12 protein-coding genes and 1 pseudogene are annotated in these 16,969 nt (G+C 44.6%); 4 read left to right on the top strand and 9 right to left on the bottom strand.

What is annotated here, in order from left to right; all coding sequences use genetic code 11:
• The first annotated feature begins 229 nt into the window (after window positions 1–229).
• Window positions 230–931, top strand: a complete 702-nt coding sequence (locus RH949_RS14700) for an AI-2E family transporter (protein ID WP_446354085.1) — start codon at window positions 230–232, stop codon at window positions 929–931.
• On the opposite strand, the gene RH949_RS14695 is transcribed toward RH949_RS14700, so the two are convergent.
• Window positions 861–5,903, bottom strand: a complete 5,043-nt coding sequence (locus RH949_RS14695) for a beta strand repeat-containing protein (protein ID WP_446354083.1) — start codon at window positions 5,901–5,903, stop codon at window positions 861–863. The genes RH949_RS14700 and RH949_RS14695 overlap by 71 nt on opposite strands.
• A gap of 222 nt (window positions 5,904–6,125) precedes the next feature.
• Between RH949_RS14695 and RH949_RS14690 the strand changes: the two genes are divergently transcribed.
• Window positions 6,126–6,770: a Uma2 family endonuclease gene (locus RH949_RS14690; protein ID WP_446354081.1), complete on the top strand. Its 645-nt coding sequence runs from the start codon at window positions 6,126–6,128 to the stop codon at window positions 6,768–6,770.
• An 81-nt stretch (window positions 6,771–6,851) separates the two neighbouring features.
• On the opposite strand, the gene RH949_RS14685 is transcribed toward RH949_RS14690, so the two are convergent.
• The 6 genes from RH949_RS14685 to RH949_RS14660 all read right to left on the bottom strand — a co-directional run bounded on the left by RH949_RS14685 (window position 6,852) and on the right by RH949_RS14660 (window position 13,232).
• Entirely contained in the window at window positions 6,852–7,277 is a 426-nt protein-coding gene (locus tag RH949_RS14685) for a helix-turn-helix domain-containing protein (RefSeq protein WP_446354079.1), read from the bottom strand.
• A gap of 248 nt (window positions 7,278–7,525) precedes the next feature.
• Window positions 7,526–8,977, bottom strand: a complete 1,452-nt coding sequence (locus tag RH949_RS14680) for an AAA-like domain-containing protein (protein ID WP_446354077.1) — start codon at window positions 8,975–8,977, stop codon at window positions 7,526–7,528.
• A gap of 51 nt (window positions 8,978–9,028) precedes the next feature.
• Window positions 9,029–9,277 (bottom strand): hypothetical protein, encoded by a 249-nt coding sequence (locus tag RH949_RS14675; protein ID WP_446354075.1) that lies wholly within the window; start codon window positions 9,275–9,277, stop codon window positions 9,029–9,031.
• 10 nt (window positions 9,278–9,287) lie between these two features.
• Entirely contained in the window at window positions 9,288–10,775 is a 1,488-nt protein-coding gene (locus RH949_RS14670; protein ID WP_006104913.1) for a peptidoglycan-binding domain-containing protein, read from the bottom strand.
• Between the two features lie 490 nt (window positions 10,776–11,265).
• Window positions 11,266–12,075, bottom strand: a complete 810-nt coding sequence (locus RH949_RS14665) for a hypothetical protein (protein ID WP_006104826.1) — start codon at window positions 12,073–12,075, stop codon at window positions 11,266–11,268.
• A 578-nt stretch (window positions 12,076–12,653) separates the two neighbouring features.
• A complete protein-coding gene (locus tag RH949_RS14660) occupies window positions 12,654–13,232 on the bottom strand; it encodes a Uma2 family endonuclease (RefSeq protein WP_006104901.1) in 579 nt (192 codons plus the stop codon).
• A gap of 203 nt (window positions 13,233–13,435) precedes the next feature.
• Here RH949_RS14660 and RH949_RS14655 point away from each other — a divergent pair, with 203 nt between their 5' ends.
• Both RH949_RS14655 and RH949_RS14650 read left to right on the top strand, forming a co-directional pair.
• Window positions 13,436–14,044, top strand: coding sequence for a hypothetical protein (locus RH949_RS14655; protein WP_446354072.1), 609 nt, complete (start codon window positions 13,436–13,438; stop codon window positions 14,042–14,044).
• Between the two features lie 135 nt (window positions 14,045–14,179).
• A complete protein-coding gene (locus tag RH949_RS14650; RefSeq protein WP_446354070.1) occupies window positions 14,180–14,875 on the top strand; it encodes a hypothetical protein in 696 nt (231 codons plus the stop codon).
• Window positions 14,876–15,077: 202 nt separating this feature from the next.
• On the opposite strand, the gene RH949_RS14645 is transcribed toward RH949_RS14650, so the two are convergent.
• Both RH949_RS14645 and RH949_RS14640 read right to left on the bottom strand, forming a co-directional pair.
• Window positions 15,078–15,599 carry a DUF5829 family protein gene (locus RH949_RS14645; protein WP_446354068.1) on the bottom strand — a complete coding sequence of 174 codons (522 nt, stop codon included), beginning with the start codon at window positions 15,597–15,599 and terminating at the stop codon, window positions 15,078–15,080.
• 214 nt (window positions 15,600–15,813) lie between these two features.
• Window positions 15,814–16,764 (bottom strand): annotated as a pseudogene (locus tag RH949_RS14640) (PatA/PatG family cyanobactin maturation protease); the annotation flags it as partial.
• Window positions 16,765–16,969 lie beyond the last annotated feature (205 nt).

Raw genomic sequence — 16,969 nt, 5'->3', positions numbered from 1 at the left:
TCTACCGCTTCATCCGGCAATTTTGACAGGTTAGCCAGGGTACGTTTACGCACTTTCTTTCCTTCGCGATAGGACTCGCGAAGTAATACGGCGGGTGGGGAATTTCGGTTCGGAACACGTTCTATGTACATGACTACAATTATCTCACAGATTTTCCCTCAAGAGTATTAAGGAAATCTTAAATATACATGGGTACGAATTAAGAGGGCGAATTGTCTGAAATGCTTATATAGTCGGGGTTTCGGCTTCTATCCTCAATCGGGATGGGGGGAACTTCAGATTAACCAATGAAGCGATCGGCGGACTTAAGTTTCTCTGGGATGGGTTAAGCCTATTTATTTTAATAATCTCGCTACTCGTCTTACTTTTACTCGAAGTCGGACAGTACCGAGAAAAAATTGAACGGAGTTTGGCGTCTAAAACCAGTGCTAAGGTAGTCAATGCTGTCGCTAAAATGAGCGATAAGCTGCGAAGCTATCTTCTAATTCAGTCGTTGACTTGTGTTCTGACGGGTATACTGACGGGTTTATGGTGTTGGGTGCTAGGGGTAGATTTTGCCGTGGTTTGGGGATTGATCGCATTTGTTCTCAACTACATCCCCACTTTAGGGTCGATTGTCGCGGTACTCCCGCCCACTCTACTGGCGCTAATTTTTCAAGGAATCGGGCGGGGAGTAGCAACATTGGTGGGTTTGGCTATCATTCAAGTGATTTTAGGCAACTTCGTTGATCCCCGTCTTCAGGGACGTACCCTTAAGCTTTCACCCTTTGTGGCGCTATTGTCGATTGTATTCTGGGGTTGGGTGTGGGGTATTCCTGGCGCACTACTGGGTAACTCTGGTTTTAACCCAACATCTGATATTATTGACTTCCACAAGTGCGAAAATCAATGCCAATATTCACTCGTTTTCCCCGATAGGGTTCAGCAGTAAGTATCACTGTGCCATCTTGGTCAACAACCCAACCTTGGGCTTCAATTAAAGGTGGGGTGTTCGTTTGGGATAGCTGAGAATTAGTAGGAGTTGAGGATGGAAAACTCTGACTGGATAACCCTCGCGTATCTTCCCAAATTGCCCGTCCAGAGAGGTATTGACCCGGAGAATGGGGAATTCCACCGCGTCCGGTGACCACAAAGCGATCGCCTGTATCCGCCGGACAGCCGGAAATGATTTGCCCAGAGGGATCAGAGAAGGTTGAGGGCAGTTCAATTAACCCTCGTGAGGGGTCAATATTCGGCGTATTAATCACAATTCGACCATCAACTCCTAATTCTGAACTGGCAATAATATCACTATTGGGGGTTAAGATTTCGCTCAGTTGTAAGCCCAAAATTGTTTGAGTATTAATCGTAATATTGCCGCCATTTCCTTCAAAGGCATTAGCGATAATGTCACTATTTTCTGAAAGCACTGCCACAATAAAATTGGCATCAATAGTCATATCTCCCCCATTGCCACCACCACTGGTTTCGGTACCTGCACGGGTGGACAGTTGACTATTATTTCGCAAGATAAATGTCTCGGCTACTTTGAGGTTGATATTCCCCCCTTCTCCGGATAAACTCGTTGCTGAAATTAACCCTTGATCTAACAACAGAGAGCGGACATCAATATTGATATCGCCAGCATTGCCTGTCCCTGTCGCACTCACCGACACCGCCGCGCGATCGCGAATATTTAATTCACTCGTGGGACTATTAATATTGATATCTCCCCCATCGCCAGATGCGGCTTGAGTCGAGGAAGCAAATAAACCCGTACCTAGGAGAGTGCCTTGATTATTGGGATCAGACAGTTCAATCGACTCCGACACATTCACATTTAAATCACCCGCTTGTCCAGAATTAAATGTAGTGGTTAATACCTGCGCTCCCCCTCGTGCAACCAGCCGAGGAGAAGTGAGGGTAACATTGCCTGATGCAGCCTGATCAAAGGTTCCCGAACCCAACAGAGAATTATCTAACTCGATCCGATTTGTGGCATCAATCTGAATATTTCCCCCCCTACCTTGATTGAGAGTGGTGGTAGCAATCAATCCACCATCACGGGCAATAAAATTTGGGGTTTCAATGAAGATATTGCCCGCCCTTCCTTCTCCATCCGTAACCGTGACAATTCCCTGACTAAAACTATCCAGAGTGAGTGTATTGGCAAACGCCGGACGCACAAATTTCTCTTGCAACGCCTCAAATCCTGCCCCAATAACTTCAATGGAGTCTGAAGCGCGAATCTGAATATTTCCCCCCTTTCCAGAACGCGATGTCGAGGCATTAATTCGACCATTATCAAGGCGTAAACTCTCTAAATTCAGTCGGACATTTCCCCCATCTCCGAAACCACGGGTTGCTGATGTGATCTCTCCGCCTTGTTGGACAATCAATTCTTGGCTAGTAATGTCTATATCGCCAGCATTACCCGATTCATTCGGCGAAAATAAATCCGTGGCGATAGAGCTGGGAAAACTACCATCTGCCGACCTGCCCATCACTTCAATTAACTCAGAATTTTTAATCGTCAATTGTCCCCCATTGCCATCTGCTCCGGTATTTCCGAGAACGCCAGCACCATTACGAAGGCTCAAGTTACGTACATCTAAGGTTAAGTTTCCGGCATTGCCATCACGCCCAGTAGACGTGCTAATCAAAGCTCCATCTGTTAGAGTGACGTTCTCAGCATTTAGGGTTAAATCGCCAGCATCTTCACCCAAAGTTCCTGTCCCGATACCTCCCTCTCCTTGTAAAAAGACATCTGTCGCATTAACAGTTAAATCTCCCCCCTCACCCTGGTTGACAAAGGTAGTAATTCCGCCACTGTCACGAATAGATAATCGCCCGGTATTAATTGTTAAGTTGCCAGAGTTCCCACTACCTAAAGCTGATGTGGAGATTCCTGTATCTCCTTGCAAGGTGATTTGAGCCAATTCAACAGGATTGGGATTAAACGCACCGGGTTGATTTCCAATGATTTCGACAGACTCCGTGGCATTAATCGTGACATTTCCGGCATTACCACTATTCTCCAAAGCAGTATTAGAACCAACCCCCACGGGGAATTCAACGGTTGTCTCCGGATCTTGGATAATCGTTAACCGACGGGTATTTAAGATGACATCTCCGGCATTAGCAGAACCAGACTCAGCAAACGTACCAATATTACTATTACGAATCACCACATCATCGGCAGCATTGACTTGCACAATTCCCCCTTGAGTATCATTCGAGGCAGCACTGAAAATAGGCGCATCTTTGACTCGGAGTGATTGAGCCGTAATGGTAATTCCCTGAGCAACACTAGATCCTCGGCTAATGGTTGTGATCCCACCGTTTCCGGTTACCCCTACCAACCCGCCACTGGTGAGTGTAATTTGTCCCGCCATTCCTTCCAGAGATCTTGAGGTAATATCCACACTCACACTAATGTTCCCGCTAGCATCAAGGGAAATATCTCCGGCTTGATTGGTACCTTGGCTTACCAGAGCCGCCGTAGTCGTGATTGCCCCATTTTCACTTTTGAGGCTAATCGTCCCCCCACCTATTTCTCCACTTGAATCGATATTCCCATTCACACTAAGATTCTCGCTCGCCTCAACAGAGATATCACCAGCTTGATTGATACCTTGGCTAACCAGAGCCGCCGTAGTGGTGATCGCCCCATTTTCACTTCTCAGGGTAATATCCCCCCCGATTTCTCCCCTTGAGTTAATATTCCGGTTAACACTAACATCTGCGATCGCATGGAGTGAGATATCACCCGCTTGATTGCTACCCTCGCTAACCAGAGGTGCCGTAGTTGCGATCGCCCCATTTTCGCTATTGAGGGTAATGTTCCCGCCGATTTCTCCCCTTGAGGCGATATTCCGGTTAATACTGACATCCCCGATCGCATTGAGTGAGATATCTCCAGCTTGATTCTGGGAATTGGCAATAATAGTTCCCATTGTAGTTAGGGTTTCGGCGGCATCAACAGAAATCTTTCCCGCTTGATTGATACCATCACTCACTAGAGACGCCGTAGTTGCGATCGCGCCATCTTCGCTATTGAGGGTAATATTCCCGCCGATTTCTCCCCTGGAACTGATATTCCCATTAATATCAAGATTTCCGCTAGCATCAACAGAGATATCACCCGCTTGATTTAGACTATCGCTGATCAGCATGGCGGAGGTAGCGATCGCGCCTTTTTCACTGTTGAGGGTAATATTTCCGCCGATGCCTTCAGTTGAGGTTGAGGTGATATTCTGATTAACACTCAGATTACCGCTAGCCTCCAGTACAACATTACCTGCTTGATTAATCCCATCGCTAGTCACAAAATCCGTGGTCGCGATCGCCCCATTTTCACTTTTAATCGTAATATTACCGCCATTGTTCGCCACGACATCCCCGCCAATGGTTCGTCCAGTATTTACCAGCCCTGTGGTGACATTACCCAGGGCAAAGAGACTAATATCACCACTTCTGCCACTATTGCCCAAAACATCGGCGCTGCTGATTGTACTATTGGCGGTGTTAATTTGACTGGTATCGGCAAAAGTTCCAGAGGTAATCTCGATTCTCCCCCCCAAGGATGTCAGAGTAGAACCCGGATTCATCAAAAACTGAGCGACTCCAGCATCCCGTTGAGACGCGATCGCATTTTCGTCATTAATTTTGGCAATAAAGTCTCCACCATTGAGAACGATTAGCAGGTTATCCGCGATCGTAATCGAACGTCCTGCCTGTAACGTTAGACTATTGCTTGATGGGCTAAAAATACTCTGGTTAATAGCAATATCATTATTTGCTTGTAATGTGACGGAGTTAGTGGCAAGAGCCGAGCTAAGCACATTACCATTAATAATCGATACCTCTGTTGGATTCGTCTCAAAGGTTTGCCCATCGGCGGAGTCACTTCCATCCGCTTGAATCCAAATATTTTTCGGATCGAGTAACAGGGTTCCCACCTCTCCCAAAGGTGCTGTGGTATCCACGATTCCGGTAAACTCTAAATATCCACCAGATACGTCTACAAAACCCCCATTAGATTGAGGATTATCACTCACACCACGGGCGGTAATCGTTCCCTCAAATTGTGTGGTTTCATTGCCCCTAATAATGACGCTACCGCCATCCCCCTGATTCAGAGAATCAGCTTTAATTTGCACCCCTGCAGCAATAGTCACTTGTTTCCCTTGACCAATTGCTACGCTACCGCCACCTGTAAGAGAAGAGACATTAATTCTGGCAGTTTCTAATAACTGAACCTCCTCCCCGAATACCTGAATCGTACCGCCAGGAGCCGTCAATGAACCTGTACTAATCACCCTATCCCCAGCTAGCGTCAAGGTTTCCCCTGCACCGACGCTTAACTGTCCCTGATTACGAATCTCGGCTTGCTGTTGGCGCAGGGCGTCTAAAAATAAGACACCCGGTTGAATCGCCAACAATTGACTATCTTGGGGATTAGTCGCCCGAAACACACCATCGTTTCCCAACTGAATCCCATCAGCCGTACTCGCCACAAAAGAACCCGCGACATCTAATTGGGCATCAACACCAAAGAGAATGCCATTAGGATTGAGTAAAAAGAGGTTGGCATTTCCATCAACGCCTAAAGTACCAAAAATATTTGATCGGTTATCCCCTGTAACCCGCGTGAGGATATTCGCTATACCATCTGGATTAGCAAAGTAAACCTGTTGGTCTAAACTAACGTTAAACTCAGTAAAACTATGGAACAAGTTACTCCCACGCTTTGCGCCACCTTCAATTAAGTCTCGCACCCCTTGGGGAGTAATGATAGAGGCTTCTGTGCCTAAGGTATTATCGGGGATTAACTGAGCCTGAACCGCCGGATTGAAAAGGGTTAGCCAGACTAACGGGAAGGTCAGCGATCGCCCTTGTTTGAGAAACGTGATTATATGCATCAATCCTAGCCCCCTGCTTCTGGCAAATCCCAACTCTAATAATACTCCAAGAATGGAAAAGAACAAGGGCAATGGAGAAGGTAGAGGGATGGGGCACTCATCTTAGGGACTTGCTGAATTAAGCGGGAAGCTATACTATACAAGGGGAAAAGCCATTTTTACCCAATTATTACTTTCATTTTTACACCCCTACAAAAGGGATAATCTTGTCAGGAATAGGTGATGACAACAGCTACGTTTGAACTAGCCGAACATCGGGTCATTCTTTCAAATATCAGTTGGCAAACGTTTGAGCGGTTACTTGCAGACTTAGGGGAAAAACGCTGCGCTCGTTTGGCTTACAATGACGGAGTATTAGAAATTATCACCCCCTTAGGATCTCATGAAAATAATAACCGCTTTATTGAAAGCTTAATTGGCGCGATCGCGGATGAATTAAATCTCAACCTCAAACGGTTTGGTTCTCTCACTCTGAAGCGAGAAAAACGACAAAAAGGGGGAGAACCTGACTCCTGTTACTACATCCAAAATGAACCCAAGGTTAGACATAAACAAGAGATTGATTTGGCGAATGACCCGCCACCCGATCTAGTCTTAGAGATTGATATTACCAGTGGTTCTATGGATAAACTACCAATTTATGCCGCGATTGGTGTACCAGAACTGTGGCGTTATGATGGACGTAAAGTCGATGTATTTGTTTTATCTCCAGAATCAACGAGTTATCAATCTGTGGATAAAAGTCCGACGTTTCCATGGCTATCTTTAGCCGCAATTCCTCGGTTTATTCGGCAAAGTTTAGCGGATGGAGAAACCGCAACATTACGGGCGTTTCGGACTTGGGTGAGAGAACAGCAGCCGGATTAGAGGTAAAAGGCGATCGCACTCACCCCCTGCTTTTTAAGGGGGACGGGAGGGGGATCAAAAAGGGGGACGGAAGGGGGATCGTTAGAAATACTCCCCAGAGAACTGAAAGAAACCGTTTTGTGATTCTTTGATTAAATTATAGTAGCTTGATTTGGATTTAAAGTTGATCCCATATTTCTCACTTAAATAACGTTTTATCTTCTCTAAACCCTGGTTTTCGCCTTGGTTTAACCAATTTATCACATCTTTCTTTTGGTGTTCGGTCAAATAACCACTAGAGCCTTTGTAAGATAATTTAAGCCCTTCTAGTCCAGATTCTTTAAACCGCTTATTCCATTTACTGATAAACCCATTCGATACATTCAGAAAATCAGCAATCGATTTATAATTCCATCCTTGAAGAGTTAATTTAACCCCCATAGCTCTTTTTAACTCTCTTGAATCTGAAGTATTTTTAATCCACTGGTCTAAGTCTTGAATTTGTTTTTCTATATGTTTATATTTCATATAGGATTTGATTCAATCACTACAGCTTTAAGTTGACTAAATCAAGAATAACAGTTAATTTTGAATCGAAACATACAGAAAAATTCATAAAAATCCACTACTTTCTGATCCGCTTTAGCCTGCATTGCACAATTCGTCAATGCTGTCAATAGATAAAAAATGGTAATTTTTGCGAAAACTTCGTCATTTCTCATCCTCTTCTCCAGACGCACCATGTCAGAACACCTCTGGAACAGGTTCCTCTACTGTTACTCACTTCCTGCGTCTTGACACTTGATGATGCGATCGCGAAAATAGTACCGATACAAATCACAACTTAGCCTCACCAGGTTTCCCTGAAGATTCACCAGTCCCATACTGTGCAACTTAAACCCTTGCACCTGTTCCACTTCAATCGGTTCAGTAGTGCTGAGAACCTGGTTAAACGCCGCCGCTAGTTCAAGATTATGTTGCAGTGTCCATAAATGTCGATGCAGATGGTTGGCATAAATTCCCGTATCCGTTGCGGCTGTTTGCAGGATCTCCTCAACGGCGAAATCCTGTCTAGCTAAATGGTATAACGTCAGCCGTACCAGATAAGGATGACCCCCGACAAGCTGCATTAGCTGAGTTAGTTGTTCGGCTTCTAACCTCAATTCATGACGCCAAGTCAAGTCTTGCACCTGTTCCCGACTCAGGGGTTCTAAATCAACGCCTAGCCCGACATTAAACGGAGACTGATTGATATCTAAAGGAACATAGACTTCGGTTGATTGGATGAGTATCAAGCGTAACCGTTGCCAAATTGGGTCAACTTTAGCTTGTTCATGCCAAGACCGCAATAGAGTGAGAAATTCTTGGACAATGTTCACCTGTTTGAAAATCAGGCTCAATTCTTCTAAAACCAAGACAATCGGAGCATCAATTTCGGCTAAAATATATTCTCGAATATAGAGAGCGCAACTCATCTTACTGCCCAAATCTTCATCCCAATAGTCATTGAGCATCGGCTTTAATTTTAATTGGCGCGTCAAGCTAGCACATAACCAGCGCAACATCTTATTTAAGTCGCTAATCACGGTTTCTTCGACTTGCTGAAAATCTAAAACGACCGTTTTATACCCCTTGGCGATACCCCGACTAAGTAAGCGATTAACCAACGAGGTTTTGCCAATTTGCCTCGGTCCTTTAATTCGGATCAATGTGCCAGGTTTAAGCAATTCCTGATAACATTGGGCTTCGTAGGGAACTCGCTCGATATAAAAGAGAGAATTTAAGGGAACACAGCCATCAGGTAATTCCAGGTCAACGGATGGCAAGATAGTCTGATCCGATGGGGAAATAAGCGGGTTGGGTGAGGCGTTGAGGTCATCTGAACGATCAGAACAACCTATTTCTATCGATGATAGAGTGTTATTAATAACAGTTGTAAATTTAGGTTGATTTTGAGCCAGCAGTTGCCGTTCTAGGGCAGAGCGAACAGTGGTCTTTGTTACTTTTTCCCCCAGTCCTTGGGACAGCATTTTCCATAATTGAGGCGCAACGGATTGCTTAATATAACTTTCCGAATACCCCAACTCTTGAGCCATTTGGTCATAGTTTTTCTTCGTCTCTTGCCAGGATTCCCGCAGAATGAACCGTTGCAGATCATTCAGATGCTGCCCAGTCTTGGTATAGACTAAGGCGTCGGCTAATTCTACGATGTCTGCACTTGCGTTCATATCCGCGATCGCTAATGAGTATCATGCCCCAATTCTAATCCCTTATCGGACTCAGAGGAATGTTATCGCTGTTGCCATCAAGGTGAGGACGAATGTCACTGACTTAAGCTCAATGGTACTGAAAATTTGCATTTTTGGCTCACCCAAACCCTTAATGTACCGTAGTGGCGTGGCACACCTTATTTGATGAATTAGAATTACATCCAGAAACTGTAGGGGCGCATGGCGTGCGCCCATAAAATCAACAAATCTATCCCACAATTTTAGCTGTGTCAGTCCGCCATCGTGGGCAATGCCCACCAGCCTTAATTCAACCCAATTCCCCTAACGCCCCTCGACGAATAATTTCCGTCACTTCCGTTGCCATCCGAGCATCCAATTCCACCACCTCACGCTTGGCATCCCTGGGTTCTAAACGCTTTGCCCCCTTTAATGCCATGCTAAACATCACCAACTCTGGCACACCCATTGTACTGGGTTGAATAAACTGAACCAGCGCCACATAAACCGCTTCCGCCCGATTCCGAATTTGAGTCACCCCATTTCCTAGTTTAGAAATAATCACCGGAGAACTAATTTTATCTTGCAAATCGAGTGCCTCTAATGCCACATCCGTTAAACGTGCCGCATCTGCACCCATCGCCCGAATCACTGATTCTAAACTATGCCATTGGGCACCGGGTAAGCGTGAGGCTTGGGGGATGTGATAATGCCAACCCAACATCGAGATCATTCGGGTTAAATCATAAGCGGTAATCGTATTTTCGCCGCGATGTCGTTCTGATACACCTGTGAGAATCACGTTTCGGGGACGCCACCATCCTTGAGGGGATTGCGTTGATAATTCGGGTTCTGGGATAAAGGGTTCTTCGCCATATCTTCCTGTGAAAATCAAGTCTTGATTTCCGGTCATGCTTTTCAGCCAATTCTCTAACTCGGCGGGTGTGGAAAATTGTTTTAACATTGCCGCGAGGGAGTTGGATGAGGCAATTTTATGGTTATAGGAAAGAATATCTTTAAGCACATTATGGACAGAGAGTTCTCGGTATTGTCCGCTTAAATCTCTGCCTCGAATCAGACAGGTATCAATATCGGTTTGAAAGGCATTGGTGTTGCTGCGAGAGACGACATTGAGAATCGGAATAATTTTACTACTACTCCAAAATTCGGTTTTACTCAGGGCATTTCTGCCTAGCCATTTGGTTTTGAAGTCTCCGTTGGCAAAACTACCGACACATAAACAAGCTTCAGTAATCTCTGGATGCAAAAAGCTTAAGCCTTGGTCATCAATCTCTGGCAGTTGTCCTACTGATGGGAAAGGTTGGAAGTGGGCGGTGTCTTTGGTGACCGAAACCAAGGTTTTGCCATCGGGCTTTTGCATCAGACGGGCGGCATAATCTTTGAGTTGAGTTTTGTAAGGAGAGGTGTCAATTCCTTTGTAAAATAGGGCGGGTTCATCAACGGTTCCTTTTACAGACTCTTTTAAGAAGGTTTGATAAATCGCTTCTTTATTTTTGTCTTTGAGCGAGGGGAGGGGTTTTTGGTTTTCCGGCAGGAGTTTTTGCGCCCAGCCTTTGCCAAACTTCTTACTCTCCATATTATTCAGGTAAACCGATTGACTGAACTCAGTCATGGCTTTTTCTGTCCGCTGACCATAATCACCATCGAGCCAGGAACCACCGGGGTAAAATCCTAAGCGATTCAGTTGGGTTTGGATTTGCTTGACTAATTCGGGGTCTGTCTTCAGGGTATCTAAATGAATTACAATATCGTGATGGATAATATCGGTGAGTTTCATTAGGGTATTGATTAAAGGATTCGATGAGTTATTATAACCTAAGTTGCTAACTTATTTAAGTAGTCAGGACTCTAAACCTATCCTGTAGGGTGCCTTAGGCACTTGCTTGGATTAATATGGAAAATAACTTGGGATTTGTGCGCCGTAACGCACCGTTACCAGTTATCTAAAAAAATTTAAAAAAAAGGAGAAAAGCTGTTGGCATTCTCCTTTTCCACTATTTTATTTATGCGGTTAAGTGATAATAACCTGATTATCTTCTATCAGTAACAGCGACCGCAACGACCACCACTATAGCAGCCACCGTATGGATTGTAATTGCCAAACTGAGGACGATAACCACCGCAACAACCACCAGTTGGGTTACAGGGACGAGTACAGCCCCCACAGCTTCGAGAACTGGTGCAACAATTCCAACTCATAATGAATTGACCTCCGTTTATGTTTTAACAAAGTTTGACATGATCGATGACGAAATTTTCATTCTAGACTAGAGTCCAGAATCATTTAAATCATCAACAAGTCCACCAGACGTAGCAAGATTTGCCGTTGATGATTTTTCAGGCAGAAAATCTGAATCGCAAACAATACTCTGGGTGATAGCACGAGCCAATTGCTTCGCTTTCACATTGTTCTTGGTTTTTGAATCCCCGCAAACATAGATAGATGAGAGGAACTTTGCCTCGCAGAATGTATTACATTCAACAGTGGCTTCGTATTCTAGCTGTTCAACTTCGATATGGGAGTGAATCTCGCTGCGATAGCAGGTACTCTCCTCGCCTTTACCAATACGTCCCGCTTTCACCTTTGCCGAGTCAAAATCGATGGTGCTGTGGTTACTACACAGAACGAGTGCTGGCGCTACCGAAGGAGACAAATAACACTGATCAACGATTAAGTGTGAGAAGCCTGTAACCATTATCGAAGCGATATCGATACCTGACACATGGACAAACGAATAAAAAGCGACTGACAGTCCATATACCGCTTCTTCTTTGAGCACCTTGACTTGTACAGCACCAGGATCGTCAGGTTCACCAACTAGGTAAATCTGTCGGGCACCTTGACCGTAGATTTGTAGGGCATCGTAGGTTCCGGGAGCCAGCTTAACATACAAGTCAAACCGTTCACCAAAATCACAGTTATTATTTGCCCAGACGACAGCATAATCGGCAGAGGCAAAAGGCTTTGCTTCTGTTCCATCACCGGTTTCATCGGAACCATTGGGAGAAACGTAGAGAAGCAAATTATCGGTTAATAACTTCCGACTGTCTGCTGAAACTGTTGAGCTTGCGACCATTTTAATTGTAACCCTCCTTGCAAAACACCGAGAGACTCTGAAACCGGAACGGGTAAGTGCCTGTTTCAGTTATCGAGTGAATCTAAATGATTTGTAAAACCTGATATGGCAGAAAAGCTTACTAAATAAGGCTTTCCATCTCATACCTATTTCACAACTGATTTAGACGAATCTATGAATCCTGATCGTGAATCGATTTTGCCAAATTGCTGCCAGGGGTTCCGGCGTCAATTGGCTGTATCACTATTTACGATTCATCGAGAATAATTGATTAACGGTTTGGGTGTAAATATAGAAAAGTTGGTAAAAATTCAGGAGTTTTTCTTGCCGGACAAGGCAAATGCTTAAAAGAGTAGTTTTGTCAATATATAAAAAGTGTGGATTTTTTTAAGTGCATCGCTTCAGTTCTACTCAACGATGTCAGTTACAGACAGGATACTAAGACTCACGCTATAATGGATCACACGCGCTTATCCGTTACATCCATTACATTCATCGGGCTATTCCTTTATATTCAATAGTGAAATAGACTCGACAGGTGTTCTGGGCGCAAGCCTTGCGCCCCTACAGGATTTATATTAGAAAACGGGTAACTCTAATATAAATCCAGGTAAGATATCTTCTCCGGATAAATTGGCGGGTAATTGAACAATCTCAACGGGCTGATTCTGACGATAAATTTCGACTTGTTGGGCTTGGGGATTAATTAACCAGCCTAATTGTAAACCACTATTGAGATACTCCTGCATTTTTTCTTGTAAGTCTGATAATGAATCGGTGCGAGAACGGAGTTCAATCACAAAATCTGGACAAATTGGCGGAAATTTTTCTTGGTCTTCGGGAGTTAGGGATTCCCAGCGTTGGTTGGCTACCCAAGCCACATCGGGAGAACGCTTTCCACCGTTGGGTAAGCGAAAGATGGTAGAGGAACTAAAGACTTTTCCTAGTTGTGTTTGACGATTCCACAGCCAAAGTTGACCATTAAAATCGGATTCTCGATTGCCACTCACTCCACCAACGGGAGGCATAATCAGTAATTCTCCTTTAGCGGTTTGTTCCAGTTTCCACGTTTCATTGGCTTGGCAGAGTTGGTAAAATTGCTCATCGCTTAAGCCAACGTGTTTTAAGTTTAAAATGACGGGTGAGAAATTGTTCATGGGATATAATGATTTTCAATTTAGCATGGCTTTGTATAGGACGACTCGCGATCGCGCTTTTTATTCTCGGTTTAAATCCTAGCATCGATAGCTCATCTGTAGCCACAAAACAACAAGCAAAATTGAGAAGGACACCATACAGCATGATGGCAATCTCTAGCTTCAGTTCATCCGCCCGCCTTTAATTGTCCCCACTTACATATATGCCCTATAGTCAATTCAAAACTATCGCTCAAGCTAAAGCTGCTTTCCAACTAACTGTCATTGAAGGCAGTCGCTTTTTGCCTGAAACTTCTCCGGTTGCCCCTTCGCCAACTCTCTGGGATTACTTACAGGAAACCTTGCCAATTGTCGCTTCCTCTGGTAGTGAAAAAGCCCGTTCTGAGGGGATTATCTATCCCGTATTAATCGATGTCAGGAAAACACTTAATCGCCAAGTGAGTATCTTCTCCGGTGAGGAATTTAATGTTGATGAGTCGGTTGGTCTTAATGGCTTGTGCGATTTCCTGTTGACTCGTTCAAAAGAAGTCTTAGAAATTGAAGCACCAGCCGTGATTATTGTGGAAGCTAAAAAGACTGACCTCAAATTGGGCTTGGGGCAGTGTATTGCCGAAATGGTTGCGGCTCAACGCTTCAATGAGGAACAAGGACAACCTATTTCGACGATTTACGGCAGTATCAGCAATGGCAATCAGTGGCAATTTCTCAAGTTGGAAGGAATGACTCTATTCATCGATTTGACAGTCTATCCTTTGCCGCCAGTTGAGGGGATTCTTGGTGATCTTGTCTGGATGGCTCAAGCCCATTCTTGACATCCTCTCCAACTAATCTGATTTAACCCAATCGGTAAAACTTTCCCACCCCGACAAAGGGGTTTTTATTTTGCTCATTAAGTTATAACATTGTTACATAAGCACTAAAGGCTCAGTATCAAAGGAGAAAAAAACATGACACACCTCTCCCCTAAATTCGACCCCAGCAATACACCTGAACCCCCTATCCAGCAAGTCTTAGAGGAATTGGGTATCGCCCAACTCCTCTCGTTGATCCAGCACCATAGCGACATTGACTTCGATGCGGCTCAAATGCACCTAACGGATGCTGAAGCCCATGCGATCGCGGCGTTATTTATCCAGCAGTTGACCGAAAGCCTGAATGGTAAACTCATTGCTGGTGCTTTAAATACTCTGCGTCACAGTGAAGAAATAGAGGATTTCACTCAACACTTAAACCTCAACCATTCTCCCTATGAAGAGGAGGACAACCTATACCGTTATCCCACCCATTCTGATCATGAAATAGAGCCTCTATTGGTGCGTACCCCAACCGGACGCTATAATCCCAAAAGACCCCACAATCCCCGCCCGATTACCCAGCGAGAAGAATACATTATTGACCTTTATTGTTACTGCAAATTAAGAATGACGCCAAGGCGGTTTTATGCCAAATGGGGTGTCACCTATGAGCAAATTTCTCACATCTGTTTCCGTTCCCTGGGAACCGTTCAATGTTGGTTCAACCGAGGTCAAGACTATCGCCCCCCTCAACCCGTTGACTTGCGCCAGTTAACAATTGTGGATTTTTTGCTCGATCATTATGAAGAACTCCCCCAATCCTTAATTGATCTGCTGGGTTCCTATTGAAACTGAATCGGGGAGTCTGAGGGGTTGCTCCCCTTTTAGATTCCCCTCTTTCCTTTAGATCAGATTGATGGCTAAGGATTTCGGATTTTTTCAGTAAGCCCTATATATTGATTGTTGAATAAAGTCTTAATTTGTAACGAATTGATTCAGTTATCCAAACTGCAAAATGGCAAACTCTCTACCTACATTTAACTTGGCATTGTCACTCAAATAAAGACGTTTCGGAAGTTTCCAGGGTTTTCAGATACGCCGCACGGTTAAAGCAATTCCCAGGGGTAAGTTTGATGTTTTTATACTCTAAATAATCCTGATGAAATTCCATCAACCACGCAGCGAAGGCTTCTCTCTCTGATGGGTTGAGCGTCAAGTAATGAAACCAGGGAATTTTTCCAGATTCGGTTTGACGAACTCGCAAATCAGAAAATGTTTCTTTTGCGCTTAATCCTCGTAGTTTTTCCGCTACACTATCAAGTTGTCCGTCTTGTTGAGTATTGAACCCAATACCCGAAAACCCTTCCTGCAATCCTTCAGCACCTCCTGGAGGAAAGAGTTCAAGATAGGTATGTTTTCCTCTGAGATAAGTTCCCGACCAACTTTCTGTATCCGTTTCTACGGTATCTCTGGATACTGTACAAAATAATTGGTTAATGAACTCAGATTGAGCGATTGATTCTAGGGTATCTGTGTCGAGCGTGATATATAAATGATTAAATTCTATTCCCATAGTTTTGCGTATTTATCTCAAACAAACTTGCATTCTATTATGTCTAGTACAAGAAGGCAGAAGTCCGAAGGCAGTGGTTCGACAGGCTCACCAACTGGGCAAAAGGCTATAAGGAACCTATGTTAGCTGCTTTTAGGTAGTTTGTTAACTGGTGCTATGAGCGCAACTCGGTATGAGGGGGTAGAATCGGGCAGAGTACAACATCGCAATTATGCTAATTCTTTGGCTCAGACCAAGAACGAATTTCACCCAAGGTTACCGGAATCCGCTCAACCACATCCACGGTAAATAGATAAACTTTCCTCGCTCTCAGCCCGTTTTCTGGGTCAAAAAACTTCAGTTTTATATCCCAACAATTACTACTCACTCGACAAAATGGGCTTTTTTCCACCTCAATCGTATCCAATTCCATCCCCGTTGCTACGGCTCTGGCAAAGCTGGTGGCGGCTTGGAAGGCATTGGTGACTGAGAAGTTTAAGGCTCGGTCTTTTGCCGTTTGCCCTAAGTTTTGTAAGTCGTAGTAGACGCGATTCAAGAAACTACTTAAGGCGCGGCGCAGGGCAATCTCATCTGCTGAAGCGGTTCCGGGGAGGACAGTTTGTAATGCCGCATCAACTAAACTGTTGACTTTCCAACCATACATTCCTCTGGGATTGGTCAGAGTGATGACGGGTAGCTCTTGTCCAGAAAATAAGGTGACTTTTTTCCCGGTTAATCGGGCGGGAAGACTGACTCGTTCCACATACTCATCACTCTCTTGGGATTCTAGTTGTCCCGCTAACATTATCAATAGCATTTCATAGACATCGGCGGCAAAACTACTCACGGGTTGTAAGGCATAGATAGGCGTGAGTTCTTGGTTAATTGTCCAGATTAAGGATTTGGCTTCTGTGGGGTTGGCATCCAAATAATCCACCAGTTGACGGGCGTCGTAGGGATTGGCGGGAACTAATGTACCGTCCATGTTTACGGCTGGCATTAATTGTTTGAAGCTGTCCCGTCTGGCTTCTGTGCCAAAGTCGTAGCCGATGGTGCCTAAGACGTAGATGAGGTTAGAGGTGGCGCTGGGGGTGATGCCGGATTCTGGTTGACTGGGAGTGGTAACGGTTGTATTTGAAGGTTGCATAGTGCTATCGGCGGGGATATTTGCACGGGAGATGGCAGAGGACGAAGCCTTTATTTCATGGAAGGGGGAGCCGGAAAGCCCCTCTCCTCTGAGGGGAGGGGTTGGGGCTCACAAGGGTAGGTTTTTTAAGATGGGGGTTTAGGCTAGACTTGGAAGACAGGTAGACCATCACTTCGACTTCGCTCAGCGACCGTAGACAAGGAAGAGTGAGAACGAAAAATAGGGCGTTTCGGCTTTTAGAAGT

Source organism: Coleofasciculus sp. A1-SPW-01 (genome assembly GCF_040217205.1).
GTDB classification, from domain to species: Bacteria; Cyanobacteriota; Cyanobacteriia; order Cyanobacteriales; family Coleofasciculaceae; genus Coleofasciculus; species Coleofasciculus chthonoplastes_A.
Note: the sequence above shows the minus strand (reverse complement) of the source record. Positions and strands in the feature narration are given on the sequence as shown.